Here is a 25428-nt window from a genome sequence, read left to right on the forward strand (position 1 = left end):
AATGCAATTCTTCAAGTTGACGCACCCGGAATACCAATCCGATCAAGAAGACAACTCTCGCAACCCTGTGATATCGACGGCAGTTTACCGCATCCCGGGAATATCATGTAATCTGTGCGGCCCTTGGTCCTCCAGCGATCGACTACGCATTCCATTGCCGTCAAAGGCCGATGAATTCCTCGGGGTACGTTTTCTCCCGTTGAGGGATTGGAAACTAGCTCGAGACGAGTGGGCCAATCTGCTGCATGCGTCTCCCGATGATCTAACCCCCGGTGTCGAGCTGGGTCCACCGATGGGAACTTGCACAGCCGCGATCCAGGAAGACGCCGTGCATCCCATCCCTGGCCAGGTATGGATTGGCTCCCGTGTGAGAGACGCACTGGTAGCAGCGGGACTCAGCGGCGTGTCCTTTGCGCATGTTGATCTGCCTGCCGACTGCGGAGAGGTCGAAATGTGGGAGCTTGTTGTCCATGGGCGTGCGTGGCGACGGGGTTCGACAGGTGACAGCATTCGGCTCTGTGAAGTATGCGGGCGTCGTGGATTCCCCTCACCCAAAGACCTGTCGGTTGACGAAACGCGCTGGGATGGATCCGATTTTGTGCTCCTTGATCACAATCCCAATATTATCGTTGTAACCGACCGTGTCGCGAAGGTTATCAATGCAAGTTTTTCGAACCTCGTGGCAATCCCCGTTGGTTGATGTGCCCGCATCGCAGAAGCGTTTCGTATTCACGTGATGGCCGAGCAACGGACAAGCAGTCTTGGATTCCATATGCCTGCGCTGGCCAACGCGGCGCCGTTGCTCCTGGCCTACGAACACGACACGCACGGTCATGTGATCGCCGAACGCGACAGCGGAACAAGGTTCGCCTACTCGCACTTGACGGACGTGGACAACGCGGGGCGCTTTCAGGAGAATTCGTACAATTAGGTCCTCAACAACTCGATTTAATGCACAGGCCTGAGTGGGCGCAACTTGGATTGCTCGCTTGGCGTCGATTCAGCGTCCACCGAAGGACCTAAAGATCGCACCTATTCGTGGAAGCGAAGCGTCTCGACGGCGACGCCGTCCTCCCCCGTGATCACGTCGCCAGACCAAGCCCAGCTCGTGCCGCCTGGGCCCGGCAGCCCTAGCTCGAAGGTAACGCCATCCAAGGTGAGCTGGTCCTCGTCGAGGTAGGCGATGCCGATCGAGTCGCCGCCGCGCCCGGGGCCGCCGTAGCCGCCGGGGCCGCCTAGACCCCCGCTGGCCCCCTGGCAAGACCACGTGCCGTCCCCCACAGCGCCGCCTGGCGCGCCTCGACCGCCTTTGCCGCCTTCCTCCGGCACCCCGCCGTCGCCGCCTGGGCCCCCGTCGTAGCTGATGATGACGCTGTCGCGCACCGTCACCTTGGCGTGGAGCGCCACGATCCCGATGCTCGGCTGGCCGTTCTCGCCCCCTCGGCCGCCTCGACCGCCGCAGCCACCGGCGCCTCCGGAGCCGCCGCCGGCGCCCCCTTTGGACGTCACGCCGCACACCGCGAGCCCGCCCCGCCGCCCGCCGCCTCCGCCGCCGCCTTGGCCCGGCATCCCCCTGCTGCCGTCGCCGGCCTTATCGGGGTGCCATCCGGTCTCGTCGATCCGCCCGCGGCCCTTGCCCGACGCACCGACGGTGCCCGGCTCGCCGTGGAGCGCAACTTGACCTGGTTCGCAGTGGACGCCTGGCACGTCCCCACCACCCCCCCGTCCGGACGTCGGTTTTGACTCCACGCGCGGTTGCCCGTCCTCGCCGTTGCCCGCCCCGTCGGGAAACCCGTCACCGCCTCGGCCACCGATGCTCGGGATTCCGTCTTCGCAGGTGTTTACCGCCGCAGCCCCGCCCGGGACCGTGGCCGCCGAGCACGCGTCTCCCCCGTACTGCCCGTCGGGTCCCGTCGCTGCCTGGTTCGGCCAGGGCCATTCCTCCCCATCGCGGCCCCGCCCTGCGGGGGTGCCCAGGATCTGACTTCCGATGATCTCCACCGCGGTGCCCGACAGAACGATCATCCCGACATACTTCGAGCTCATGATTTGCACGTGGTCGATGATCGAGACCCCGTCCGTAGCCCCCGTGTCGCCGGCGCCTGCCGGCTCGACGATGAGCGCGATGTGCCCGGGCGAGGCGGGAGCGAGCTTGGTCATGCCGTGCACCGGGGTCACCGTCTCCGTGCGTTCCCATTCGAGGGGCTGGAAGCCTCCGTAGATATCCACCCCGGAGGGCAGCGTGATGGACTCGTTGAAAGGATCCCAGGTGACGAGCACGCGACCGCTGCCGGTGCGCGCAAGCTCGATGCCACGCTGGAGGGAACGAACCGGCCTGTCCTTCGTGCCGGGGTTCGCGTCATCACCAAGGTAAAACCAGTCGACGAACACGCCGCAGCCGTCCGTCGCCCGACCCGCTGCAAGATGCTCCAGGCAGACCGACTCGGGGATGGGATCACCTGCACACGTCGCTCGACCGTCACATGGCGGCCCGCCGTCAGGGTCGTCCACCCTCGGCGCGGTCCCACAACCGGCCGCGGTGAGCGTCAGCGTACAGAACAGCAGGATCGCGGAATTCAGACTCATGGGCATCCCTCGATGGCGACCTCTCGCAGGGCAAGAGTCAATGGGGCGGTTCGTTCTCCATGCTGAACGCATGGAATGGACCAACAGGCCCGAGCCTCCCTTGGCCCACCTCATCACTGGCGCCGGCGTTCCCCGCAAGGCCGCCGTGACCGGCGCCTCCTATGCTGATCGTGGTTCCGGGTCGAACGGCGAAGTTGGGCACCACGTAGGCGATGCCGATGGATGCGCCTCCCAGCCCGCCGCCGGCATCGCCTCCGCGACCGCCGTTCCCCCCGGCGCCGCCGCTGCACGCGCTCCACATGCCGACGGCAGCTTCCTTTCCGCCGTCACCACCGAATCGCCCGACACCCCCCGGTTGGCCTCTGCCGCCCACACCGCCACGGCCGCCTTTGCCCGTGATCACGTCGGTGGCCCCAATCGTCAGGTCCGTGTCGTCGAGCGCAACGATTCCGATACTCGCCCCGCCATAGCCGCCGCCATAGCCGCCCCGACCGCCACAGCCGCCGCTCCCTCCCGAGCCGCCGGCAGCGCCCCCCTGCGGGCCGCCTGACCGACACGCGACCATGTCCCCACGCGACTTGCTGCCGCCACCACCGCCGCCCCCCTGGCCGGTGCCGCCTCGCTTCCCGTCCTCCCCCCGGACGCCGATCCATCCGTCCTTGCCGAGGTGGCCAACGCCCACCGCGTCGTCCGCACGACCGGCGTTGGCGCCGTGTGCGCCCATGCGCCCATCCTCGCATCTCCTGACGTCTGCGCCGAGCCCTGCGCGGCCGTTGCCCTCCGGATTCTCCGCCGGCTCCGGCTGCCCCGGCGCACCTTCACCCCCCGACTCGAGTCCGCCGTCGCCGCCGTCGCCGCCGATGGACTCGGTACCATCGTCGCACACGGTCACGACAGGCAGCGCGCCCCTCGCGGCGCCCGCCGTGCAGGCGTCCGCGCCGTCGTTCCCCACCACGCCGTCCGTCGCCCGCTCGGTGCGCGCGTCTTCTCCCGGCTCCCCGTCCTTGCCGTTGCCCGCGATGATCTTGCTGTCCCACACGATCGCCCTGGCCCCCGAGCTCAGCATCATCGCGATCGACGACTTTCCATCGGGCGCCGAGGCATCCGCCGCCACGGCGCGCACGCCGAAGATGCGGGAGGTCGCGTCGTCCCCCGCGATGACCCGCAGCGGGATCCCCACCGGCGGAGCGATGATCGTCGGGTGATTCGGTCCGCCGAACGACCCCTCATACGACCAATCGTCGCCGATGTCGCAGAGACGCCCGCCCCAGAGGTCGACCCCCGAGGGCAGCGTGATCTCCTCCTTGAATCTCCCGCCGCAAGCGTACACGCGCCGGGTCGCCGCTTGGCCGTTGCGTGGCCCGTGCGTGGCGAGCCCGATTGCGTGCTGGAGCGTCTTGACCGGCGCTTCCTTCGTGCCGGGGCTCGTGTCGTCGCCCTGCTCGCTGACGAACACCCCGCATTCGTCGAGCGCCATCGCCGTGGCGGGGTCGCCGTCACAGAGCGATTTCGGTGGTGTGAGGCAGAGGCGTTCTTCATAGCAGCTATCGTCGTAAGCGCAGCCGGAGACGCCGCCCACGCCGACCGTGGAGAGGGTGCCCACGGTGAGCAGCAGCCGCATTCGTCGCCGTTCGAGAAGAGGCATGTCCTTGCTCCTGATCACCACGCGCCATACGCCACGATGCCCGCCTGTGCCGGCGTCACCGTCGGCACCAGCGCAAGCCGAGCCTTCGTCGGTTCAGCCCGCAGAAACGAGAAGTCCGTGAAGAACGAGGCCAGGGTCGCAGCGCCCACCACACCGCTCGTCACCACCATCGCCGTTCCGAGCCCGGCGAAGAGATCTCGCTCTCGTCGTAAAGCCGTCAGCTCGGAGCACGAGGAAGGCTTCGGCGTTTCCCGACAGGCCCCTTGAGAGACCCCCGCGGTGTCGAGCCTCGCGTTCCGCTCGTGCAGGTCTCCGTCGGCGTTCCTCGCGCGAACCATGAAGACCGCACCGAGCGAGCCTGTCGCCACGGTCAACCCGATACCGGCGATGCGCAGGGTGCCTGGCCAGGATGTCCAGGGGCTGGGCGGCCGGCCCCGCACAGCGGGCGAAGAGCTCAGGGCCTCCGGCGTTTCCTTCGGTGATACCGGCGCGGTCTCCTTGGCACTGCCCTCCGCCGCAAGGGGCAGCTCCATCGTGATTCCGTGCTCCGCGCCCGCCACGGCGAGGAACGATTGAAACCCGCCCGCGTGGCCCGGTGCTCGGGCGCGCACCATGTGGTTGCCCGGCTCGAAGAAGAGCGTGTAGGTCCGCGCGGTCCGCCCGATGCGCTCGCCGTCGATGAGCACCTCGGCGTCGGGCGGATCGACCGCGAGCACGAGCGTAGCGACGCGCTTCTTTGCATCGCGCTGTCCTGCCTCGAATCGCCGCTCGAGCGCTTCCGGCAGCGCTTCGCGCTGTTCGAGGCTCTTGGCAAGGTGCTCGGCCGCATCTCGGTACCTGTGCAGCGCGACCTCGCAAAGGCCGAGCTCGCCGGCGATCTCCGCCCGCTCTCGTTCGGTGCTTGTCGTCGGGTCTGCAGCCTCGAAAGCAGCCTTGTACGCAGCGTGTGCCTCGATCCACCGCCCTGCATTGCGCGCTCTCTGACCACGGCGAACATGGTCCTTCACCGATGAACTGTCGCTCGGTCTCGCCTTCGGGGGGGACGTCGCCGGCGCTGGCAGACTTCGTGAAGCCTGTTGCGCCTTCGAGGGGACATCATCGGCGCTGGCAGATTTCGTGAAGCCTGTTGCGGCCCCGAGCGCGAGAAGAATCGAGAGTGAATGCGCAATGTGACGCATCCGGTGACGGTACTTACGCCGGCCGCTCGGCGTCAACCGGCAGAAGCCGCGACGTCTCGGCCGTTTGGACGAGAATTGGCGTCGGAATGACGGAATGTGCTCAGCCGTCCTTAAGGTCCGTTTTCGTGTGGTTGATGGTGCCACCTAGGCGCACATTGTCCGACCAAAGTTGCTCGTCGGTTCTTTTTTTTGAAGCGTTTGGACCGGCTCAAGTGTGCTGCCTACCGTGGGCAAGCCAGCGACCGCCTCTCCCGGCCTCGAGCTCTTCCGGCGCCTCGCCCGGCGCCACGGTGTGCCGGCGCGAAACGCCGAGGATGTCGCTCAGGAAGCGCTGCTGCGGGGGCTCGAGGCCGACAAGCGGCTCGACCTGGGGGGAGACCCAGCCCCGTACTGCGTCACGATCGCCATCAACCAGGCGCGCAATCACGTCCGTGACGCACGCTGCCGCGGCGAGATGCTGACGTCGTTCGATGAGTGTGAGATCCGAGACGAGTGCTCCACGCCGGAAGAGCTGCTCCGGAGACGGCAGCGGGAAGAGTTCACGCGCCAGCTGATAGACCAACTCGATCCCAAGTACCGGGATCTCGTGATCAAGCACGATCTCCAAGAGGTCCCGCTCGCCGAGATCGCCACCGAGCAGGGACTGCCGCTGGGCACGGTGAAGACGCGACACTGGCGGGCGCACAAGGAGCTCAGGGTGCGGCGGGAGCGGTGGCAGGAACAGCAGCGCTCTCAGGGAAGGGACGATAGCCTCTGCGTGCCGCTCGCACTGGGCCTCGACCGTCGCGCGTCGTCGGTGGCTTCGCTGCGCCGTCTGGGCGTGAGGATCCTCGTCCAGGGCGGGCTCGTCCTGCTGACCGGCACGCTCGTCTCCTCAGCGCCCTCCGTGCCCGATCTAGAACCGTGGTACGGGGCGGCGGCGGTCCGCGTCCCTGCTACCCCGCCCGCTGCGCAGGAGGCTGCGGCGTCCTCAGCGCGAGGCGGCGCGCACAGCGCCGCGGGGCCCGCCGGTGGAGAACGCGCGCACAGCGCCGCGGCACCGGCCGCGCCGATCGCGCCCGAGATGTCGTCGCCGAGGGAGCAAGGAAGCGCGCGCGCGCAGGCGATGGCGAGCAGCACGCCCGTTCCCTCAACGACGAGCGATCGCCAGTCCGCGTCTCCGGCGAGCGCCGTTCGACCGACTGGCAGCGAGCGCGAGAGGAGCCTGATCGACCAGGCCCGCAGGGCCATCGAGGCCCGCAACGCCATGGCCAATGTCGAGGCTCTCCGGCTGCTGAACACCCACGCGCGGGAGTTCCCCCGTGGGCGGCTCGCCGCCGAGCGCGAAGCACTCCTCCGGCTGATTCGCTGAATCCCCGGCTGTCCTTCGGCAGCTAGTGGACTGTTCGATAAATCTTTCAACATAGTCGTGGCGGGTTTGCTAGACCTCGCGGATGCGAAGGCGCCCGCCGCGCGTGATCGATCTGTCCCCGGACGATGCCGTCTACCTTGAGCAGCTCGTCCGTGATGGGCATGCCGAGCAGCGGGTAGCTCGGCGAGCCCGGATCTTACTGGCCATGGCGGACCCAGCGACCGTCGTGCAGGACCTGGCGGACCATCTCGAGGTGGAGCGGACCACGATCTGGCATCTCTGTCGACGGTACGAGGCGTCGGGGGTGCACGTCGTCCACGACGCTCCCCGGGAGGGCCGGCCGCGGACATTTCGCCCCCGTGCAGAGCGTTGGCATTGAGAAGCTTGCCTGCTGCGATCCTGCGGGGCTCGGTCTGCACATGACCCACTGGTCGACCCGCACCCTCGCTCAAGTAGCAGCGGAGCGTGGCATCGTACCGGAGATCTCGCACTCGACCGTCTCGTTGATCCTGCGCGCAGCCGACCTTCAGCCTCACCGGTCGCGGTACTGGAAGACGCCGAAGCTTGATCCCGCGTTCATCAAGCGCGCCGCCCAGATCCTCTGGTGCTACGAGAACGCCGCAGAACTGGCCGAAAGGCGCGAGGTCGTGCTTTGCCTCGACGAGAAGCCGAACATCCAGGTGCTTGAGCGCCGATCTCCGACCTTGCCCATGCGCACAGGCAAGATTGAGCGTCGTGAGTTCGAGTACATTCGGCACGGAACGGTGAACTTCATGGTGGTGCTTGTCGTTCACACCGGCAAGATGCGGGGCTGGTGCCTCGAGAAGAATGACGGCGAGCATCTTCGCGCCGTCCTGCCCGAAGTGCTTCACGAGCATCGGCACGCACGTCGCGTGCACCTGATCTGGGATGGCGGCTCGTCGCACGCTGCCAATGAGACGAGGGCATGGCTGCGCCACCACGACCCGCGCGTGCGTACGCTCGTCACGCCGCCCCACGCTTCCTGGCTCAATCAGGCGGAACTGTTGCTGCGGGCCTTCACCGAGCGCTACCTCAAGCGTGGCGAGTGGAAGAGTCGTCAGCAGCTCATCGAGCACCTCGACGCGAGTTGGCGGGAGTACAACGAGCGCCTCGCACATCCGATTACCTGGTCCTGGACGCGGCCGAAGCTGCGCCGCTGGGCGGCTCGATATGCTTCGCGACTATGTTGAAAAATTTATAGGACAGTCCACTAGAGGCGGCGCTTTGGTTGAGAATGGACGGAGTAGCGCGCGGCAATCTTCTCAGCTGTCGCGCTCGGCTAGCACAGCGGCGATCAGCGGCAAATAGCGGCGGACCTGCTCGCGATCGCTCTCCTTCTCGGACTCGCTCAGGGCGGCGTAGCTGGTCGACGATTGCGCATCCCAGCGCCGCACCAACTCGGCTGGAAGAACGAGCGACCCGTCAGGTCGACGTTCACATTTGCTGTGCATGTAGCGTTGCCAATGCGACCAGCGCTCATGTTCGATCGCGGCCAATTCATCAATCAAAGATTCAAGCATTCCATCTATTTCTGATCTATTCATAGACGCAGCCTAGATCAAGCCGTTAGCGACGAGATTCCGGTAGTGCTGCCCGAGCACGGTTAGCTCGCACGATTTGCTTTGTATGGCAGCATGCCACATGTGCGGGGCACCGACTGGTCGCACAAGATTCACCTTCGCATACTTCTGCAACACCGTGAACACAGCAGTCTTCCGAGGATCGGGGCGTGGGAAGTTAGGATCGGCGAGCTGCTCTGCCGAGCGTTCCGGCTCGAAGGATGGATCGAGCGGAAGGTTGTAGTCTGGACGCGGGAAGTGCGTCGCCAGCGCCTGCAGGTCGGCGAGTGGAATCGGCGCAGCTGCCTTCCGCAACGACACAAATGTCTTCACGTTCGTCTTGAAGACAGGTCGCTGGGCCCAGGGCCCGAGAGACTGGTCGATGTGTGCATAAACACTGCCTGGGGTGACGTCACCGACGAGGTTCGCTGCCGCGCCGCCGAGCGCGTCCACGAAAAGACTAGTGAACACGCCCGCGCCACCGCCGGGCACCTCCATTGCATACTGATCGGCGGTAGACGCTGTAAGGATCGTCATTCCTTCTTTGATCTCCGCAACGGCCTGCGACTCGGGGCGGCCCCCGGCGATTCCGCTGTGGCAGCTATCGAGGATGATGACCTTATTCTTGGCGACTGACTTGCCGGCGAGTGTCATCACCTCGGCAAGGGCGAGGCCGTCGTCGCCGGTTCGGCAATCGGTCCCGCACAAGAAGCCTCCTGTGTCCTCAACGAAACCATGGCCTGCGAAGTAGAACAACGCGATCTCGGAGTCACCAGCGAAAAGCTCGCGAACGGCTTCCTTCAGTGTGGACTTGTTAACCCGATCAACCGAGCTCGTGCCGGTCATGATCTTGGGGGTGGCGAAGTTGATGGTGCCATCTGCGTGCCGTTCAAGTACGCTTCTCACGGAGTGCGCGTCGTTCACGCACCCACTCAGCGAGGAAATCGCATCGTAGTGATCAACCCCTACGATCAGTGCTTTACGCATCGTCGCCGCCTGTTAGAGGGAGTCAATGAAGTCGCTGATGTTCTTGTCGCTCCAGACGTGGGTCGCGACACCGTCGACGTTGGTCCGGTCGTCTGAGTAAGCCCAAATCCCTCGAACCGACTTCTTCTCCTCCTTTGCACACTGGATCTCCCACTTTTGTCCGCTGGACGTCAGTGAGTTCTTGCTGATGAGCGCGATAACTCCATGGGAACGCTTGATACGAGTCCGGACCCGCTCCTTCCAGTCCTTGTCGTAGGGCTCCTTCACCGACATGTCGATGAACTCATAAGGCGCCCTAGGAGAAAGCGACTGTCCCTTCAGAAAGTCGCGCTGACGCTCGTCTTCGATGGCGAATGCGACGAAGACAACCTTCTTGTCGGCCATGATGTTCCCTCGGTGAACGTGATGAACCTACCGCATGATCGCGGCCAGCCGCGTGCTTCGGGTAGCAGCCCCCGAAGGAAATACAGTACGTCTCCGCGCCAGAAATTGCAAGTGGTACGTTCGCCCGTCTTCGGACAAGTGGTGGGATGCCTTCGAAATCTCGGACGGGAACCGTAGGTTCACCGGACGAGTCGCGGGGGGCAACACGCCGTATGCAGGATCCCCATCGCCTGGGTGTACGCTCGGTGCCGCTGCCTCGCGCACCGGTCCGTGATCCTATATGTGGCAGCCTCACTCGTCACCGCTGTCAGGACGCCCAAGCTTTCGCCAGGAACGCCGCGATGCCTGCCAATCGGTCATCGAGCGTCGATGCCTTGCATTCGAGGTGCTCGACGACCCCGGCCGCGTTGAACCGAAACGCGATGGCTGTGGGAGGGAGCTGCGGCAAAAATGGCGCTTGTCGCCGCAGCTCCTCCCACTCGTAGTACCAGCGCGAAGCTTCCTGGCTCGTGAGCAGCGGGATGATGAAGAGCATCTTCGACAGTCCCTGGCCCATCGACAGTGTTTTGACTTCCCAGACCAAAGACGGGCTGAAGTCCGCGATGACCACGATGCGCGCCGCTCGTGCCGCATAGGCCCCGATTTCTCTCATCCATCGCTTCTCCGGCACATAGGCGCGTGCAGCGCCAAGCGGAGGGAGCGGTTCGCGGGGCTGTCCCAATGCGATCACAGGGCCATACCCTTGCAGCAGACCGACCACTGCTTCCTCGAAGGTCAGGAGATCCGAGCCGCGATTCGCGAAGTTGAGGATGGGGTTGCCGCGGACACGCAGGTGATGTTCGACGCGTTGGTTGTCACGACGGAAGGAACGCAGCAAGAGGACCGGCCTGCGATGGTCCCGCGCGAGCAATTCGTTTACCGAAGGCAATGCGAGGCGGCGACCTCGATCCTTGGCCACCGCTCCGATCATGTTGAATGCGAGACCGAGGATGCCGCATACGACGGATACCCAGAGAGGGACCCCATCCGCGCGAGGCGTCGGAAGCGCACCTGACGCGGCGACGACTACCATGAGCAGGAAAGCGCCGATGCAGTGCAACAACGTTCCGAGAAGCTGAAAGAGCGTCGCCATAGTTATGGCTGCGAACGCCCGACCGCCGCGGCACCGTATTTCGCCAGGACCTCGCGCATGCCGTCATGGTGCGCGGTGCACACTGCCGTCCCCGAGCGAGCGCACACCTCGATCTGAAGCTTGTAGAGGTTGAGGCTCTTCGCACACGCGTCGCGGCTGTCGCAGCTCCTCAAGAGCGCCTCCATTCTGTCGATTTTCACGAGCGTGTCGACGGCATCCAGGATTCGAATCGTGTCGGGCGTCGGCTGCCCGCTTAGCGCGCCGTTCAGATACATCGCGGCCATGGCGATCTCGGAGGCGCTCGCAGAGCCCAAGATCAGTTCCGCCGGAGCTCTCTCCGAACGCAGCTCCTGGTAGAGCTTCGCCTTGCCCAAGTCTTCGGAGAGCTTTTTGGACACGGCCCGCTTGATCTCTTCGTCGCTGAGCTCGCCGGGATCGCTCTTGCAACCGAGGGCGACAGCGCTCGCCGAAATCATCATCGCGACCAGTAGTGGCTTTCCGATCCCCCAATACCTGAGACGTGCGCTCATGGCCCCTCCCTTCGTGGTACCGGCTCTTCTGTCTGCACCGGCCGAATGACGCCCACGCCTCTGCTGCCCGCTGCAGCTGTGCCGTCCTCGGCGCCGGCACTCGCATCCATGGCGACGCCCACGCCGATGCTCGTACCTGTACCGCCGGGGCTCGTGCGTGCTCCGCACAACCCCATCGCTTTCGTCGAGCCGACCAGGAGCTCGGTTGTGCCCTGGAGGCGTCTGGAACATGGCGAGCTGTTCGCACGATCGAGATACTGTCGAGTGGCCCATCATGATGAAGCGAACGTGGGGGATTCGGTATCCTAACGTGCCAGAGGTGCTCGCACAAGATGCGCTTGCTCGCGACCCTCACGGCTCCGCTCGTCATGCGCAAGATCCTCGATACACCTGGGTGTACGCTCGGCGCCGTTGCCACGCGCGTCGGCCCGTGCTCCTACGTCGCAGAAGACCGACTTCGGGTTCTGGAGGGCGTAACGTCGATGTAGCCCGAGCGCGTAGGTAAAAGAAGCCGGATCGCAGCGCGAAGAAGTGTAGCGCAGCAAACCGAAAGGGTGGGACCGCGAGCGTTGTGATGGCTCGGTCCTGGGTCGAAAGAGCGTGGTCCGGGCGGCGCCGAGCGCGCCGCGGGGGCGCGTCGGCGTGCCGTGGCACACGTGTCCGTCCGGGCGTTGGTCTGGCCCGGGAGGCGCGTCGCGAGACGCTATGCGGCGTCACCGGGCGCCTTGCGGCGCAGAACGGGCGCCTTGCGGCGCAGAAGCACGGTCAAGGAGGCCTGGCAGCCCACCGGGACCGAGACGTCGTTCGAACTCGGAGAGATCCTCGCCCCGCTCTCGCCCTACCGGGACAAGCTGCTCGTCCTCGACGGCATCGACATGGAGTCCGCCCACCACGGACCGGGCGACGCCCACCAGCAGGGCATCGGCCAGGCCCTCACCGGCACGGAGCTCCAGGAGGGAACGCTGTTCCCGTACGCCGGCAACCCCGCCGCGCGGGTCGGCTGGGGCGCAGGGATCTCCGTCGATCAGCTCCTCGCCGCGAAGCTCGGACAGCAAACGAAGCTCTCGTCGCTCGAGCTCGGCGTCCAGGTCCAGTACGCCAACGTCTCGTCGCGCATCTCGTACCTCGGTCCCGGACAGCCGGTCCCGCCCGAGGACGACCCGCGCGCGCTGTTCGAGCGGCTGTTCACCGACCTCAGCGCCGATCCGGAGGCCCTCGCGCGGCGGCGCGCGCTGCGCCGGCGGGTGCTCGGCAGCGTCCTGGAGGACTACGGCTCCCTGGCGAGCAAGGTGGGGGGCGAGGACCGGCAGAAGCTGGAGCACCACCTGGAGGCCGTGAACGAGATCGAGAAGCGCCTCGACGCGCCGGGGCTCCTCGGCGGCGCGTGCGCCCCGCCGGCGCTCGGCGAGGCGCTCGACGTCTACGCGAACGACAGCTTCCCTGCGATCGGGAAGCTGCAGACCGATCTGCTCGCGACGGCGCTCGCCTGCGATCTCACGCGGGTCGCGTCGATCCAGTGGAGCGCGACGCAGGCGGGGAAGGTGTTCACCTGGCTGGGCCAGTCGGGCGCGTAGGTAAAAGAAGCCGGATCGCAGCGCGAGGAAGTGCAGCGCAGCAAACCGAAAGGGTGGGACTGCGAGCGTCGTGATGGCTCGGTCCTGGGTCGAAAGAGCGTGGTCCGGGCGGCGCCGAGCGCGCTGCGGGGGCGCGTCGGCGTGCCGTGGCACACGTGTCCGTCCGGGCGTTGGTCTGGCCCGGGAGGCGCGTCGCGAGACGCTATGCGGCGTCACCGGGCGCCTTGCGGCGCACAACGGTGCTTTTCCAGTACGGTGGCCCCCGGTTGGGAGAGCATGCTGGAACATCGGTCGGCTCGCCGAGCGCGGAGAGAAAGCGGGCGACGTTCGTTGGCTCGGTCACCATGGCGACGAGCTTCATCCGCCCCTTGCAAGCTGGGCACTCGAGGACATCGATCGCAAATGTGCGGCGCAAGAGCTCGGCCCACGGTCGATAGCCGCCACGCTTGCGTTTCGGAGCGGCGTCATCGTCCGCCTTCGTAGGCTCTTCTGGCTTCGCAGGGCGCGGTCCGATGCGCTTGCGCCATGGACTTGCCGAGGCGAGCACGCCAGCGTACTTGACGGTGTGAAAGCGCGGCGGCGGGACGCTGGTCGCGAGGCGGCACAGGAGCGAGAGCGGATCCATGCCCACCGCGACAGTCCCGTCAGCGAAGGCGCGCCTCCGCGACAGCCGCACCAGGCCGTCCTGCTGCGGCTCGACGCGCTCCTTTGCGATCGGGGGTCGCAGCACGTAACGCAGCAGCGCCTCCCTCACCGCGGCATGGTGCGCACCGGCGCGCGTCGCTGCGTGCAAGGTGAAGCCATCGAGCGCAGCGCACAGCGGCTTGTCGTACGCGAGCGCGCTCGGAGAGGACGGCGAGAGCCCGCGGAGCCATTGCGGGCCGGCGGGCGGCTCTCGTCCCGAGACGGCGGAGGCACAGAGCGCGGCCTCGGGCTCGTCGTCCTCCTCGACGTCGTGCTCGATCTCGAGAGGCCCGTGCCGCCGGAGGGTTCGGAGCATCCGCCCGACGGCGTGCTCTATGACCTGACCGACCTCGCCCGTTCGCAGGTGACCGAGCTCGTTCCACACGAGCTCGGTGCCGCCTTTGTGATAAGCCCCGTCGAGGAAGACCACGTGCAGAGGCGGATTGAGCCGCATGTCGCCGGACGTGCGTTGCACGACGGTCACCGCGCCGCTCTTGACCGCGCCGCATGCGCCTCGGCGCGCGGCGCTCCTCGTCTTTTTACGGTCTGCCGTACGATTGTCGTTGCGCTACCATACGGGGCGCCATATGCATGGTAGCGAGGGAGAGCGCGGCTCTCCCAGGAGGACGACTTGAACCTGGACAAGAAGATGCTGGACGCCTTGGCCGCGGCGGCGCTGAACGCGGACGACCCGCTCGACGTCTGCGAGGCCGTCAAGGAGGAGATGCGGGAGCGCGTGCTGCGCGCAGCCCTCGAGGCGGAGGGCTGGAACCTGAACGCGGCCGCACGGCGGCTGAAGCGCTCGACGAGCACCGTGCAGTACGCGCTCGAACACACCTACACGGTCCTGAACGTGGAGCGCCTGGGCCGACTCGCCAGCGCCAACGAGCAGGCCTCGCCGGCTGCGGCAGCGGCGCCCAAGGCGGACGCCTCGCGCCGGACGGTCCTTCGCGGCAAACGCGAGATGAACAACACCGGCGGCTTCTAGCGTAGCCGAGCGCCCGGCTCGACTCGCTACCGAACGCGACCAAGGGATCATGAGAAAAAGCAAGCGCTATCGACTTGTGCGGTTCTCCGCGGACACCATCCATACGGCCATAGAGCGCGGTGGCGGACCGGCCAAATCCAAAGACATTGTGAGCTTAGACTCGCACATAATCACTCATGATGATGGGTCTGAGTGGTCGTACGATAACCTGGACGAGTTTTTTGCTGACTACCGGCGGTACTCCTGGGACTCACGTCTGGTTATCAGGTGTGAGCGATGCGAGCTCATTGTTCAGGTAGTCGGCGGTTCGTCTTCGCTGGTAGAGGTGACCGCTGATGCTAGACCGCAGATCGAGCAGGTTTTCGATGTGTTCGAGCGAGGTCTGGCAACTGCTCACACATACAAATCCGAGGAACTGGACCCGGAGCTCGTTGTTTTTGTTGGACATGGCCGCAGTGGACAGTGGCGGGACCTGAAAGATCATCTCGTCGACAAGCACGGCATTAAGGTGAGGGCCTATGAGACCGGGGCCAGAGCGGGCCACGTCATAAGGGACATTCTTGAAGAGATGGTTCAAGAGGCTTCGTTTGCTCTTCTCGTGCTCACCGCAGAAGACGAGACAGCGGATGGCACGTTCAGAGCTCGACAGAACGTCGTTCACGAGACCGGCCTTTTCCAGGGTCGGCTCGGCTTCAGTAGGGCGATAGTTCTGGTGGAAGACAGTGTCGAGGTTTTCTCGAATCTCGACGGTGTTCAGCAAATCAGGTACTCCAAAGGTAACATCAGAGAGACCTTTGGAGATGTTCTAGCAACGATACGTCGTGAGTTCAGATAGGCGAGGGAGCCGCGCCGGCGTCACATCAGCAGCGCGCGCGCCTGGTCGTCGATAACGGCGATGCCGACCTCGCGGCGCTGGCGCCCATCGGTGGCGTCGACCTCCGCGCGAGCCGGGGCGGCGGGGGCCGAACGTGCGGCACGCAGGGGCTCGTCGGCGCGGTGGACCCAGTCGCGGATCGCCGTCGCGAAGGCCCATGGCCGTCCGGTGCCGACGCCTTGGACCGGTAGCGGGTCGTCGGCGTCCCGGGCGAGCCGGCGGGCCGTCGTGGGGTCGCGGCCCTCGAGGCGCGCGCAGATGGCCTCCCAGCCCTCGAGGCGCTCGCCGATGCCGCGGCGGCGGTCCTGCCAGTCGTCGAGGTAGCCCGACCAGGCCCAGCGGAGCGTGGTGCCGCGCCGGCGACGGACCGGGAGCGGATCGACCCGCAGCGCCGCCCAGGTCTGCGCCGTGGGGGTGGAGACGCCGAGGTGCGCCGCGATGGCCGCCCAGCCCCAGAGGCGTTCGCCGAGGCCGCGGGGCGGGGGTGGCGCGGGGCGGCGCCGCCGCTCCAGGCCGGCGAGGAGGTAGCGCCGCAGGCGCCGGCGGATGCCGAGCAGGCCGAAGAGCAGGCGCCAGGGGGACCAGCCGGGGGCGGCCGGGGGCGGGGCGATGTTACTCACTGGGCGACCGTCGGGCTCGAGCCGGATGCTCGATAGAATCACACAGGTCCCCTCCTGCAGCCGCATAAGTACCGCCGCGCTTGCCTCCCGGCACAGGCCTGCTGCTTGCCGGCATCACTTTCCGGATGCCTCCGGGGCGCTTCGGCACGCAACCACCGCGCGCGGGCGGTCCCAGTAGTGCCTGCGGGCACTGGCGAGCGGCAAGGCTCCGGCAGCGAGTCGACGCGAGCGGCGGGCTCGACGTTCGGCCCAAGCTTGCTCACCCCTCCGGTGCCACCGGCAGCCCGAGCAGCTGACCGATCGCCTCGTGCACGACCCGGGCTGCCTCCGCGTCCCCGAGGGCGACGGCTCGGCTCAGGGTGGCGGCGAGCGACGCAATCACGGCGGCTCGAGGCGCGGGATCGACCGTCGCGAGCTCTCCGGGCCCAGGGCTCGGCGATTGGGCCCGGGCTGGGCCCATGCCTCTCGAGGGGGTGCGATCCGTCGTCACGCGCTCCCGTAACCCCGGAGGATCCGACGGATCGCGACGGTTCGCCCCCGCGGAAGAGTCCCGCCAGGATTCCGCCACGGGGGCGAACCGTCGCGATCCGTCACTTCTTGCGGGGTTTCGAGGGGGAGCGACGACCGATCGCAGACCCTCGAACGGCATGGACCCAACCCCGGCCCAACCGAGGGGACTCGGGTCCGGAGAGCTCGCGATGGTCGAGCCGTCGCCTCGGGCCGCCGTGGTTGCGTCGCTCGCCGGCACCCTGAGCCGTGCCGTCGCCCTCGGCGATGAGGAGGCAGCCCGGGTCGTGCACGAGGCGATCGGTCAGCTGCTCGGGCTGCCGGTGGCACCGGAGGGGTGAGCAAGCTTGGGCCGAACGTCGAGCCCGCCGCTCGCGTCGACTCGCTGCCGGAGCCTTGCCGCTCGCCAGTGCCCGCAGGCTCACCTGGGATCGCCCGCACGCGGCGGTTGCGTGCCGAAGCGCCCCGGAGGCATCCGGAAAGTGATGCCGGCAAGCAGCAGGCCTGTGCCGGGAGGCAAGCGCGGCGGCGTGCGCAGGCGACGACCCTCTCGCCGCGTTGCTGCATGGCGACGCCATGGCGGAACTGCGGACGCCACGGGGAGCGGTGGGAAAACGAGTGGCGAAGCGGCTCCTGCATGCTGGCGCGGAGGCGGCACGCGCACCCCGCCGTCTCAGGACGAGAGCCGCGCCACACGTCGTCGCCCCGCAATGGCTCCGCGGGCTGTCGCCGTCTTCTCCGAGCGCGCTCGCGTACGACAAGCCGCTGTGCGCTGCGCTCGATGGCTTCACCTTGCACGCAGCGACGCGCGCCGGTGCGCACCATGCCGCGGCGAGGGAGGCGCTGCTGCGTTACGTGCTGCGACCCCCGATCGCAAAGGAGCGCGTCCAGCCGCAGCAGGACGGCCTGGTGCGGCTCTCGCTCAAGCGCGCCTTCGCTGACGGGACTGTCGCGGTGGACATGGATCCGCTCTCGCTGCTGTGCCGGCTCGCCGCCAGCGTCCCGCCGCCGCGCTTTCACACCGTCAAGTACGCGGGCGTGCTCGCCTCGGCAAGTCGCCCACGTTGGCGCGCAAGCGCATCGGACCGCGCCCTGCGGAGCCACAAGAGCCTACGAAGGCGGACGAAGACGCCGCTTCGAAACGCAAGCGTGGCGGCTATCGGGCGGTCGACAAACCGCGCCGAGCTCTTGCGCCGCACATTTGCGATCGACGTCCTCGAGTGCCCAGCTTGCAAGGGGCGGATGAAGCTCGTCGCCATGGTGACCGAGCCAAGGAACATCGCCCGCTTCCTCTCCGCGCTCGGCGAGCCGACCGACGTCCCAGCACGCTCTCCCAACGCCCACGTTGCGCCCGCCGTACTGGGGGTTCGGGGCGCAGGGCGCCGCAGGCGACCCGGAGCCCCGAGCGTTGAAGAGCACCGTTCTGCGCCGCAAGGCGCCCGGTGACGCCGCATAGCGTCTCGCGACGCGCCTCCCGGGCCAGACCAACGCCCGGACGGACACGTGTGCCCACGGCACGCCGATGCGCCCCGTAGCGCGCTCGGCGCCGCCCGGACCACGCTCTTTCGACCCAGGACCGAGCCATCACGAAGCTCGCGGTCCCACCCTTTCGGCTTGCTGCGCTACACTTCTTCGCGCTGCGATCCGGCTTCTTTTACCTACGCGCTGAGCATCGGCCGCATCGTCGACGCGCGCGAGGTCGCGTGGGTCGTCACGTTCCTCGCCTCGCCGAGGAGCGTCGCGATCAACGGCGACGCCGTCGTCGCCGGCGGTGGCAGCGTCGGGCCGATCTATTACTGATTCGCCCGCTCGGCCGGCCACGGGCTCGCGCGCCGAGCGGCGCGGCCCCTTGCCAGATCGACCACAGAGCCACGGAGAGCACGGGGATCTTTCTCTCCCTCTCCGTCTCTCCCTCTGTGCCTCTGCGGCCGATCTCTCTCATCTTCACACCGCTTCACCCCGCTCGGCGTGCCCGATTGACGCTCCGAGCCGCCCTGTCTGAAACTGTACGGGCCAGCCCCCGAAGAACCCACGGAAGACCATGAGCATCCCGACCACCCGCCTCGGCCGTACCGGCCTCACCGTTTCTCGCCTGTGCCTGGGCACGATGACGTTCGGTTTCCAGACGGACGAGGAGACCTCCCGCGCCATCCTCGACAAGGCCGCCTCCGCCGGCGTCAACTTCCTCGATACCGCCGATGTCTATCCGCTGGGCGGCGGCCCGCCGACCGCGGGGCGCACCGAGGAGATCGTCGGCCGCTGGCTCAAGGGCAAGCGCGACCGCTTCATCCTCGCCACCAAGTGCGTCGGCCGCGTCGGCCCGAGCGAATGAGATCAGGGCGCCTCGCGCAAGCACATCCTGGACGCCATCGACGCCTCGCTGCGCCGCCTCGGCACCGATTACGTGGATCTCTATCAGCTCCACTCCGACGATCGCGACACGCCGATCGACGAGACGCTGGAGGCGCTCGACACGGTGGTGCGCTCCGGTAAGGCGCGGTACATCGGCGTATCCAACTACCTGGCCTATCGCCTGGCGCGCGCGCTCGGCCGCGCCGACGTGCGCGGGCTCACGCGGTTCGTGTCCGTGCAGCCGCGTTATGCGCTCTTGTTCCGCGAGATCGAGCGCGAGCTGCTCCCGCTCGCGCAGGAGGAGGGCCTCGGCTCCCGGCTCGACGACGTGACCGCGGAGTACCGCCGCGGCGACTCGCCGCGCTGAGCCCCCGCCCTCGCGCGGCTTCCAGTCCGCGCCGGCGCGCGGCTTGCGCCGGGTGAGGGCCGCTCACGGCGCCGCATCTCCACATCAGCCGTGCTCGGCAGCAGCGTTAGCCGCCGTGCTGGAGGAGCTCGCTCTCCGTGGAGCATCGCGCCAGGCGCGGCCGGTGGCTCGCCGCAGGCGCACGGCACGATGCCAGATCAATTCTTCGCTGGGCCACCGTACCAGATGATGTCGCTGTCCCCATCGTTGTTGAAATCTCCGCTCACGCCGTGATACTGGCCGCTCACCGTGTGCGCACTCCAGGAGAACCAGCCGGTCCCGTTGGACGACCAGATGCCGTCGGCGACGCTCCCGGGCGCGTACCAGAAGATGTCGTCGCCGTGCTGGCCGTCGAAGTTGCCGACGAACGGCATGTAGTAGCCGCCCACGGACACGCTCACCTTGTTGAAGAACGTGCCGTTCGACCACCAGAGGCCGCTGCTGGCGCTCCCGGGCGCGTACCAGAAGATGTCGTCGTCGCCATCGTCGTCGAAGTCGCCGGCCATCGGGAAGTAGTCCCCGCTGACCGTGTCAGAGACCATCGTGAAGCTCCCGCCGTTGGACCACCAGATCCCATCCGCGCGACCTTTCCTTCCGTACCAGAAGATGTCGTCGTCGTCGTCACCATCGAAATCACCGGCGACGGGGATGTAGTCGCCGGAGACGGTCTTCGACTCCGATGTGAACGTCTGGTCGCCGTCGGACCACCAGATATAGTCGGCCTTCTCCTCGGGGCCGTACCAGAAGATGTCATCTCCGTGCTGGCCGTCGAAGTTGCCGACGAACGGGACATGCAGGCCACCGACCGTGACGCTCTGCTCGGTAAAGGCTCCGCCGGTGGACCACCAGATAAAATCGGCGCCGCTGCCTCGCCCGTACCAGAAGACGTCGTCATCACCATCGCCGTCGAAGTCGCCGGTGAACGGAATGAAATGGCCCCTCACGGTGAGGCTATTCTTGGTAAACGTGTTGTCCCCGTTGGAGAACCAGATGCCATCGCTGCCGAGGTTCTGGAGCGTCGTCGAGTGATCGAGCAACGCGGTCATCTTCAATGCTGAATTGGAACCGAATGGAAAAACCGGATGGCATCCGCCGTCCGTGTTGACTCCGATGAGCCGCCCTGCGCTGTCGAGCACGCCGGCCCCGGGGCTTACGAACGTCGTGTCCGCCCGATGCTGGAACCAATTGTCACCCACGGTGGAAAGTCCGGCTTCAGATCCGGTGCTGACGCTCTTCGCGAACCCGTCCACATCATCCGGATGCGCGATGACCGTGAGCAGCTCACCGCCGCTCGGGTCGCGGTCGAAGATGCGCGCCGTGCCGTAGCGGTCCGCCGCAGGGAGATCGAGCCGCACCAACGAATAATTGTAGTTGGCGTCGTCTTGCTGCTCGACGACCTCGATCACCTTGAATTCATCCCCCGCCTTCGTCACCCCCGTCTGGGCGTCGACCTGGTAGTTGAACGAGACCGTGTCGCCCACCTGGTAATAGCAACTGCCCGTTGAAAGGAAGAGGTTGCGGGCGATGAGCGTTCCGCTGCACCTCGAGGGCACGACGCCCACGGGCATCTCGTGCTGGTCCACGAACGCCTGGGTCACGCCGAGCGTCCCGTCGTAGAGCTCGACGTCCTGCGGGTCCCAGAAGCCGCACTGGCTCTCCATCGTCGCGACGGCCGTGGGCTCCTCGGGCAGAGGGGAGGCGCAGCCAGCCGCCGCTGCAAGGCAGGTCAATGGAAGGAAGAGAGAGAGAGAGGTTCGAGGATGAGCAAGTATCTTCATGGTCGTTGTTCCTCAATGCGCGAGGATGCGCAATGGCTTGCGCTCCCGCGGTGTGCGCGGTCGCGGCGCGTGCACACGGATCCGACGCCTGGGCGCCTTGATCCGTCATGCTGTCGACGTCCAGCGCGCGCGCCTGGTAAGCATCCGCCATGCCGGTGACCCCTCGACCGACATGCAGCGGTTTCATGGGATCAGCCGGTCACGATCCGACGCTCGTGCGAGCCTGCCCGCGCAGGCAACTTGCGCTGGAGTTCGCCTGCCGAAGCGCTGTAGCCGCCGCGCCGTTCCGTGGCGACCGGCCTCACGGAGCCAGTTGTCGCGCTGGCACGCTGGCACGCTGGCACGCTGGCACGCTGGCACGCGGGTACGCTAGGAACCGGACGTGAGGGACGTCACGTTCCCATGATGCCTGACCCCGCAGATCACCGGCGTGGATGCCCTGCGCGGAGGACGCCGCGCAGAGGAAGCGAACGGCGCCCAGAGGCGGCTGGGTCACCCCTTGACAAGATGCCGTCCGATCACGCCCACTGGCGTGAAGCCGCGCCGTCGTCGGGGTGGGGTGTGGGGGTACGCAAGGCGCATGGTCACCGGTCTCGATCTTCACGCAACCCTGCATCATATCGTGATCGACGCCGTGGGCACCGTGCCCTCCGCGCAGCGCGGGAGCCTCCTGGTCCGGGACGGGGAGCAGCTGGTCTACAAGGCCTCTGTCGGCCTCGCTGGCGTGCTGGCGAGCCCGCAGGAGGTCGTCGGCGGCGCGGGGCCGGCCACCGTGATCGCGACGCTCTCGAGTCATGACTCCGCGGACAGCGCTCGGGTCATGGCGGCCGCCGACTGGTACCGCGAGCACCTGCCGGGGGCGTCGGCGCTGCACCTCGTGCCCGCGGGCGCGGTCGTGGTCCTCACCCCGGTGCGCGTGCAGGGACAGACGATCGGCGTGCTCGCCGTCGAGCTGCCGGACGGGCAGGCGCCTTCCGGCGAGCGCTGGGCGCGGCTCCTCGCGCTGGCCGAGCGCGCCGGCGCGGCACTGGAGCGGCGAGAGCTCTACAACGACAAGGCGCGGTCGGCCCAGGAGGTGCGCGTGCTCGAGGCGGTGCTGAACGCGGTGGCCGCGCAGACCAGCACGCATGAGCTCGTCGAGATGACCTCGAAGGGCATCAAGAGCGTGCAGCTCACGCCGCAATGGCGCTCCGTGCACCTCGTCCTGCTGAGCGACGCCCCCTCCGGGGGCGCGCGCGGCGACGCCGCGGCCCGCGAGCTCCGCATCTACCATGTCCCGCACCGGTCGCCGTTGTCGTTCTGGAACAACGTCCGTGATGGCGCCCTCACCGCGGGGCGCAGCGTCGGCATCCACGTCGACGTCCGCAACGCCCCCGCCCACAGCGCCGTCGAGCAGCGCGGGATCCTCGAGGATGCCTAAACTTCCGCGCCGCGCGCGCACGCGATTCACGAGAGTCATCAGCATGTCCTGAAAGCCAACGGCGCCCCACACCATGTGGCCATCCAGAGCCGCCTCGATATCGCGCCCGCCGTCAGGACCGCCTCGCGGCCGCCGTGGTCGAACGTCTCGGTACTCACCAAATGCGGGTAAGAGCGCCGCGCAAAGACGCTCGCGCTCCGGCTGACTTTGCAGCCAGGTACGAAGACGCTCATCAGTCTGTCGAGGGTCGGTCACCGTGGCAGCTCTCCGCCGTGTCTAACTATCAGTCGATTGGTCAACCGAAGCCGCCGGACCAGGTCTGTCTAGCCCGTCGCCTTTTGTGATCTCCCCCCACGGGAAGTCTCGCGGATCGGCTCTGCGCCGCAAGGCCCCAATGCTGTCCAGCGCCGCAGGGTAGGTCCGTCTAACTCCGGCGGCAGTCGCCGCCTTTCCGGGGGTCGGGGGCGCGTGGAGGGGCCTCAAATCCTCGGGGATGCGACGGATCGCGACGGTTCAGCGCCGCAGAACAGTCCCGCCAGAGAAACCGGTCGATTGCGAGCGGTCGCCGGAAACAGCAGCGATTTTGATAGTTTCCGCCTGTCTCGCCGCGGAGGGCGGCTCCGGTGTGGCCCAACGGAGCGCCCTCCGCCGCCGCAGCGCCCGCGGTTGATGGCCCGCACTCGCGCGCCGCGTGCGCCTCCCTCGCCGCGGCGTTGAGCCCGCCGGCGCGTGTCGCCGGCAACCCGGTCGCATGATCTTCGGTCGCAGCGAGCTGCGCGCTACCCCGGCTTCTTCGCCACGACGAACGCAACCATCCCCCCAGCACCGACCTCCCTCTCCTCGATCTCGACGAATCCTACGTCGCGCATCTCGCGGAGGATCGTCTCGCGATCGTAGACATGGACGACCGGCGCCTTCCCGAACCAGCGCAGTACCGTGATGATCGCGCCGTAAGGTACCCAGGTGCTGCCGAGGCAGACGTTGGACGAGATGAACGAGCCACCGGGCTTGAGGAGGTCGAAGATTGTCTTGAGGGTGCGCCCCCGATCGGGGACGAGGTGGAGGATGGAGTAGGCCCAGGCGCTGTCGAAGTGCTCGGGCTCATACGGAGCACGTCCGTCGAGCGTGCCCTGGCGAAAGGTGACGTTGGTCGCGCCTTGGACCTGCTTCTTCTGGTTGGCGATGCGGATCATCTCGGACGAGAGGTCCATCGCGTGGATGTGGCCGGCGAACGGCGACATCTCCAGGGCGAGCGAGCCGGTGCCGCAGCCGATCTCGAGGACTGTCGAGCCCGCGCGCACGTGCTCGCGGGTGATGGCCTTCTTGCGCTCGAAGGCCGTGACGTTCCCCACCGGCTTGGCGGCGTACTTCTCGGCGATGCCGTCCCAGAACTTGGCGTCGGTGCTCATCGTGGTCGACGATTCTATGCACGCGGCGCGTCTGCGCCCGGTGCAAGTTCGTGACGCAAGGGCGCAGTTTCGCGCCACCCCTCGCCCTCGCCGCGGAACAGCGCTGCGCGCTCTGTCATCGCCGCGGTGATGCCCTCGCGCGCGGCCCGTAGGCGCGCGTTGTCCCGGAGGTCGCGGTGGCTGAGGAGCCAGAAGTCGGCGAGGTAGCGCAGGTCCGGCTTCGCGAGGCGCTGGAGCCCTGGCTCCGGATCGCCGGCGTAGGTGGGTAGCATCACGAAGCCGAGGCCCGCGTGTGCGGCCTCCATCATGATCGCCATCGACTCGAACGTGCCCCAGATCGGAACCTCGGGATAGCTCGACGACGCGACGAGCTCCTCGGCGATCTTGCGCAGGTTGGATCCGAGCCAGCGCGCCGGGCGCGCGCCGCGCTCGGGGTCGAGCTGGGCAGCGTGCGCGGTCGCGACGTAGTTGCAGAGGGTGATGGGGACGAGCCGCCGCCCGATCAGGTGCTCCGGCGGGGACGCGCTCGGAAGGAGCGCGCGCACCGCGATGTCGGCCTCGCGCTTCGACAGATCCAGGTTCTTGGCATCGGCGTCCAGCTCGAGCTCGATGCCGGGATGCTGCTCGCAGAGGCCGGCCAGGGCGCGGAGGAGGATCTTCGCGATGAAGGGGTCGGTGCAGGTCACCCGCACGGGCCCCTCGAGCCGCGCGTCTTGCCCGGCGAGGCCGCGCTCCAGCGCGGCCATCTCCCGCTCGACGCGCTCCGCCCCCGAGACCATCTCGCTGCCCGCGTCCGTCAGCAGGTACCCATCGCGGTGCCGGTCGAACAGCTTCACGCCGAGCCGCGTCTCGAGGGCCTCGACCCGCCGCGCCACGGTCGAGTGGCTCACGCCCAGCATCGAGCCCGCCGCGCGAACGGAGCCCGTTCGCGCGAGCGCGAGAAAATGGCGCACGTCATCCCAGTCCACGATGCCCGCCAGCATACCCCTCGCGCGTGCGCGCGACAGCCCTCAGGGCTGCCTCATCGTCCGTGCTCTAGAGATAAGGCGCGCTCAACGTGCGCTGACGGCGCCCCTACCGGGGATTGTGCGGGCCTTCCTGCGCGGCCCCCATGCTCTCGGCCAGCTTGCCGATCACCCGCTCGATGAGCTTCTCCTTCTCGTACCAGGGGCGCGTGGTGTACCGGCGCGCCCAGTAGATCAGCGCGATGAACCCCAGGAGCGGCAGGGCGATGTAGCCGGTGACATTGGGGATGCTGTCGGAATCGATCACGGTGGCGAAGTCCCACCAGGGGACGCGGCGCACCTCGACCGTGTCGCCCTCGTCAACACCCGTGACCTCGTAGGCGGATACGTCGCCCATGAAGACGAAGCCGCGAGCCCCCACCGCCATGATGATGGCGCGATCGTCTCCGTCGCTTCCTGGTTGTGCATGATGGAAGCA

23 protein-coding genes and 2 pseudogenes are annotated in these 25428 nt (G+C 67.3%); 11 read left to right on the plus strand and 14 right to left on the minus strand.

Going from position 1 to position 25428, the window contains the following annotated elements; all coding sequences use genetic code 11:
* The first annotated feature begins 1 nt into the window (after nt 1).
* Nucleotides 2–700 (plus strand): double-CXXCG motif protein, encoded by a 699-nt coding sequence (locus tag WME76_RS46755; protein ID WP_437962693.1) that lies wholly within the window; start codon nt 2–4, stop codon nt 698–700.
* A gap of 332 nt (nt 701–1032) precedes the next feature.
* On the opposite strand, the gene WME76_RS46760 is transcribed toward WME76_RS46755, so the two are convergent.
* The 3 genes from WME76_RS46760 to WME76_RS46770 are packed head-to-tail and all read right to left on the minus strand — an operon-like array spanning nt 1033 to nt 5238.
* On the minus strand, nt 1033–2586 hold the full coding sequence (locus tag WME76_RS46760; protein WP_437962694.1) for a hypothetical protein: 1554 nt from the start codon (nt 2584–2586) through the stop codon (nt 1033–1035).
* 37 nt (nt 2587–2623) lie between these two features.
* The gene (locus WME76_RS46765) at nt 2624–4231 is read right to left on the minus strand and encodes a hypothetical protein (protein ID WP_437962695.1); all 1608 of its coding nucleotides are present in this window, start codon (nt 4229–4231) and stop codon (nt 2624–2626) included.
* 14 nt (nt 4232–4245) lie between these two features.
* Nucleotides 4246–5238: a PEGA domain-containing protein gene (locus WME76_RS46770; protein ID WP_437962696.1), complete on the minus strand. Its 993-nt coding sequence runs from the start codon at nt 5236–5238 to the stop codon at nt 4246–4248.
* 397 nt (nt 5239–5635) lie between these two features.
* Here WME76_RS46770 and WME76_RS46775 point away from each other — a divergent pair, with 397 nt between their 5' ends.
* The gene (locus tag WME76_RS46775; RefSeq protein ID WP_437962697.1) at nt 5636–6760 is read left to right on the plus strand and encodes an RNA polymerase sigma factor; all 1125 of its coding nucleotides are present in this window, start codon (nt 5636–5638) and stop codon (nt 6758–6760) included.
* A gap of 359 nt (nt 6761–7119) precedes the next feature.
* The gene (locus tag WME76_RS46780; RefSeq protein WP_437962698.1) at nt 7120–7971 is read left to right on the plus strand and encodes an IS630 family transposase; all 852 of its coding nucleotides are present in this window, start codon (nt 7120–7122) and stop codon (nt 7969–7971) included.
* 72 nt (nt 7972–8043) lie between these two features.
* Here WME76_RS46780 and WME76_RS46785 read toward each other — a convergent pair whose 3' ends face one another.
* From WME76_RS46785 to WME76_RS46805, 5 genes are all read right to left on the minus strand, one after another.
* Nucleotides 8044–8301 carry a hypothetical protein gene (locus WME76_RS46785; RefSeq protein WP_437962699.1) on the minus strand — a complete coding sequence of 86 codons (258 nt, stop codon included), beginning with the start codon at nt 8299–8301 and terminating at the stop codon, nt 8044–8046.
* Between the two features lie 33 nt (nt 8302–8334).
* On the minus strand, nt 8335–9327 hold the full coding sequence (locus tag WME76_RS46790) for a caspase family protein (RefSeq protein ID WP_437962700.1): 993 nt from the start codon (nt 9325–9327) through the stop codon (nt 8335–8337).
* Between the two features lie 12 nt (nt 9328–9339).
* A complete protein-coding gene (locus WME76_RS46795; RefSeq protein WP_437962701.1) occupies nt 9340–9711 on the minus strand; it encodes a TIR domain-containing protein in 372 nt (123 codons plus the stop codon).
* A gap of 307 nt (nt 9712–10018) precedes the next feature.
* Nucleotides 10019–10843 (minus strand): hypothetical protein, encoded by an 825-nt coding sequence (locus WME76_RS46800; protein ID WP_437962702.1) that lies wholly within the window; start codon nt 10841–10843, stop codon nt 10019–10021.
* 2 nt (nt 10844–10845) lie between these two features.
* The gene (locus WME76_RS46805) at nt 10846–11373 is read right to left on the minus strand and encodes a hypothetical protein (RefSeq protein ID WP_437962703.1); all 528 of its coding nucleotides are present in this window, start codon (nt 11371–11373) and stop codon (nt 10846–10848) included.
* 746 nt (nt 11374–12119) lie between these two features.
* Here WME76_RS46805 and WME76_RS46810 point away from each other — a divergent pair.
* Nucleotides 12120–12947 carry a DUF1552 domain-containing protein gene (locus WME76_RS46810; RefSeq protein ID WP_437962704.1) on the plus strand — a complete coding sequence of 276 codons (828 nt, stop codon included), beginning with the start codon at nt 12120–12122 and terminating at the stop codon, nt 12945–12947.
* A 202-nt stretch (nt 12948–13149) separates the two neighbouring features.
* On the opposite strand, the gene WME76_RS46815 is transcribed toward WME76_RS46810, so the two are convergent.
* On the minus strand, nt 13150–14115 hold the full coding sequence (locus WME76_RS46815) for a transposase (protein ID WP_437962705.1): 966 nt from the start codon (nt 14113–14115) through the stop codon (nt 13150–13152).
* 147 nt (nt 14116–14262) lie between these two features.
* Between WME76_RS46815 and WME76_RS46820 the strand changes: the two genes are divergently transcribed.
* Together WME76_RS46820 and WME76_RS46825 are read left to right on the plus strand one after the other, a co-directional pair.
* Complete coding sequence (locus WME76_RS46820; RefSeq protein WP_437962706.1) at nt 14263–14619, plus strand: helix-turn-helix domain-containing protein; 357 nt, start codon at nt 14263–14265, stop codon at nt 14617–14619.
* Between the two features lie 49 nt (nt 14620–14668).
* Complete coding sequence (locus WME76_RS46825) at nt 14669–15454, plus strand: TIR domain-containing protein (protein WP_437962707.1); 786 nt, start codon at nt 14669–14671, stop codon at nt 15452–15454.
* A gap of 20 nt (nt 15455–15474) precedes the next feature.
* Here the strand turns inward: WME76_RS46825 and WME76_RS46830 are convergent, their stop codons facing one another.
* Nucleotides 15475–16113 carry a hypothetical protein gene (locus tag WME76_RS46830; RefSeq protein ID WP_437962708.1) on the minus strand — a complete coding sequence of 213 codons (639 nt, stop codon included), beginning with the start codon at nt 16111–16113 and terminating at the stop codon, nt 15475–15477.
* Nucleotides 16114–16811: 698 nt separating this feature from the next.
* Between WME76_RS46830 and WME76_RS46835 the strand changes: the two genes are divergently transcribed.
* The 4 genes and pseudogenes from WME76_RS46835 to WME76_RS46850 all read left to right on the plus strand — a co-directional run.
* Nucleotides 16812–16961, plus strand: coding sequence for a hypothetical protein (locus tag WME76_RS46835; RefSeq protein ID WP_436616914.1), 150 nt, complete (start codon nt 16812–16814; stop codon nt 16959–16961).
* A gap of 277 nt (nt 16962–17238) precedes the next feature.
* Complete coding sequence (locus WME76_RS46840; protein WP_437962709.1) at nt 17239–18066, plus strand: transposase; 828 nt, start codon at nt 17239–17241, stop codon at nt 18064–18066.
* A 222-nt stretch (nt 18067–18288) separates the two neighbouring features.
* Nucleotides 18289–18420 (plus strand): annotated as a pseudogene (locus tag WME76_RS46845) (short-chain dehydrogenase); the annotation flags it as partial.
* A 241-nt stretch (nt 18421–18661) separates the two neighbouring features.
* A pseudogene (locus tag WME76_RS46850) lies at nt 18662–19282 on the plus strand (aldo/keto reductase); the annotation flags it as partial.
* A gap of 254 nt (nt 19283–19536) precedes the next feature.
* Here WME76_RS46850 and WME76_RS46855 read toward each other — a convergent pair.
* Nucleotides 19537–21156, minus strand: coding sequence for a trypsin-like peptidase domain-containing protein (locus WME76_RS46855; RefSeq protein WP_437962710.1), 1620 nt, complete (start codon nt 21154–21156; stop codon nt 19537–19539).
* Nucleotides 21157–21736: 580 nt separating this feature from the next.
* Between WME76_RS46855 and WME76_RS46860 the strand changes: the two genes are divergently transcribed.
* Nucleotides 21737–22576: a hypothetical protein gene (locus WME76_RS46860; RefSeq protein ID WP_437962711.1), complete on the plus strand. Its 840-nt coding sequence runs from the start codon at nt 21737–21739 to the stop codon at nt 22574–22576.
* A gap of 779 nt (nt 22577–23355) precedes the next feature.
* Here WME76_RS46860 and WME76_RS46865 read toward each other — a convergent pair.
* The 3 genes from WME76_RS46865 to WME76_RS46875 form a co-directional block, all read right to left on the minus strand.
* Complete coding sequence (locus WME76_RS46865) at nt 23356–23985, minus strand: class I SAM-dependent methyltransferase (RefSeq protein WP_437962712.1); 630 nt, start codon at nt 23983–23985, stop codon at nt 23356–23358.
* Nucleotides 23986–23999: 14 nt separating this feature from the next.
* Nucleotides 24000–24968 carry a LysR family transcriptional regulator gene (locus WME76_RS46870; RefSeq protein WP_437962713.1) on the minus strand — a complete coding sequence of 323 codons (969 nt, stop codon included), beginning with the start codon at nt 24966–24968 and terminating at the stop codon, nt 24000–24002.
* 91 nt (nt 24969–25059) lie between these two features.
* Entirely contained in the window at nt 25060–25377 is a 318-nt protein-coding gene (locus tag WME76_RS46875) for a hypothetical protein (RefSeq protein WP_437962714.1), read from the minus strand.
* Nucleotides 25378–25428 lie beyond the last annotated feature (51 nt).

The organism is Sorangium sp. So ce119, from assembly GCF_051524405.1.
Classification (GTDB): Bacteria; Myxococcota_A; Polyangia; order Polyangiales; family Polyangiaceae; genus Sorangium; species Sorangium cellulosum_G.

Bases quoted from the DNA above. Each gene is read 5' to 3' on its own strand.
- WME76_RS46755 (WP_437962693.1), top strand. From the start codon at position 2: ATGCAATTCTTCAAGTTGACGCACCCGGAATACCAATCCGATCAAGAA.
- WME76_RS46760 (WP_437962694.1), bottom strand. From the start codon at position 2,586: ATGAGTCTGAATTCCGCGATCCTGCTGTTCTGTACGCTGACGCTCACC.
- WME76_RS46765 (WP_437962695.1), bottom strand. From the start codon at position 4,231: ATGCCTCTTCTCGAACGGCGACGAATGCGGCTGCTGCTCACCGTGGGC.
- WME76_RS46785 (WP_437962699.1), bottom strand. From the start codon at position 8,301: ATGCTTGAATCTTTGATTGATGAATTGGCCGCGATCGAACATGAGCGC.
- WME76_RS46790 (WP_437962700.1), bottom strand. From the start codon at position 9,327: ATGCGTAAAGCACTGATCGTAGGGGTTGATCACTACGATGCGATTTCC.
- WME76_RS46795 (WP_437962701.1), bottom strand. From the start codon at position 9,711: ATGGCCGACAAGAAGGTTGTCTTCGTCGCATTCGCCATCGAAGACGAG.
- WME76_RS46800 (WP_437962702.1), bottom strand. From the start codon at position 10,843: ATGGCGACGCTCTTTCAGCTTCTCGGAACGTTGTTGCACTGCATCGGC.
- WME76_RS46805 (WP_437962703.1), bottom strand. From the start codon at position 11,373: ATGAGCGCACGTCTCAGGTATTGGGGGATCGGAAAGCCACTACTGGTC.
- WME76_RS46825 (WP_437962707.1), top strand. From the start codon at position 14,669: ATGAGAAAAAGCAAGCGCTATCGACTTGTGCGGTTCTCCGCGGACACC.
- WME76_RS46835 (WP_436616914.1), top strand. From the start codon at position 16,812: ATGGTCGAGCCGTCGCCTCGGGCCGCCGTGGTTGCGTCGCTCGCCGGC.
- WME76_RS46855 (WP_437962710.1), bottom strand. From the start codon at position 21,156: ATGAAGATACTTGCTCATCCTCGAACCTCTCTCTCTCTCTTCCTTCCA.
- WME76_RS46860 (WP_437962711.1), top strand. From the start codon at position 21,737: ATGGTCACCGGTCTCGATCTTCACGCAACCCTGCATCATATCGTGATC.
- WME76_RS46865 (WP_437962712.1), bottom strand. From the start codon at position 23,985: ATGAGCACCGACGCCAAGTTCTGGGACGGCATCGCCGAGAAGTACGCC.
- WME76_RS46870 (WP_437962713.1), bottom strand. From the start codon at position 24,968: ATGCTGGCGGGCATCGTGGACTGGGATGACGTGCGCCATTTTCTCGCG.
- WME76_RS46875 (WP_437962714.1), bottom strand. From the start codon at position 25,377: ATGGCGGTGGGGGCTCGCGGCTTCGTCTTCATGGGCGACGTATCCGCC.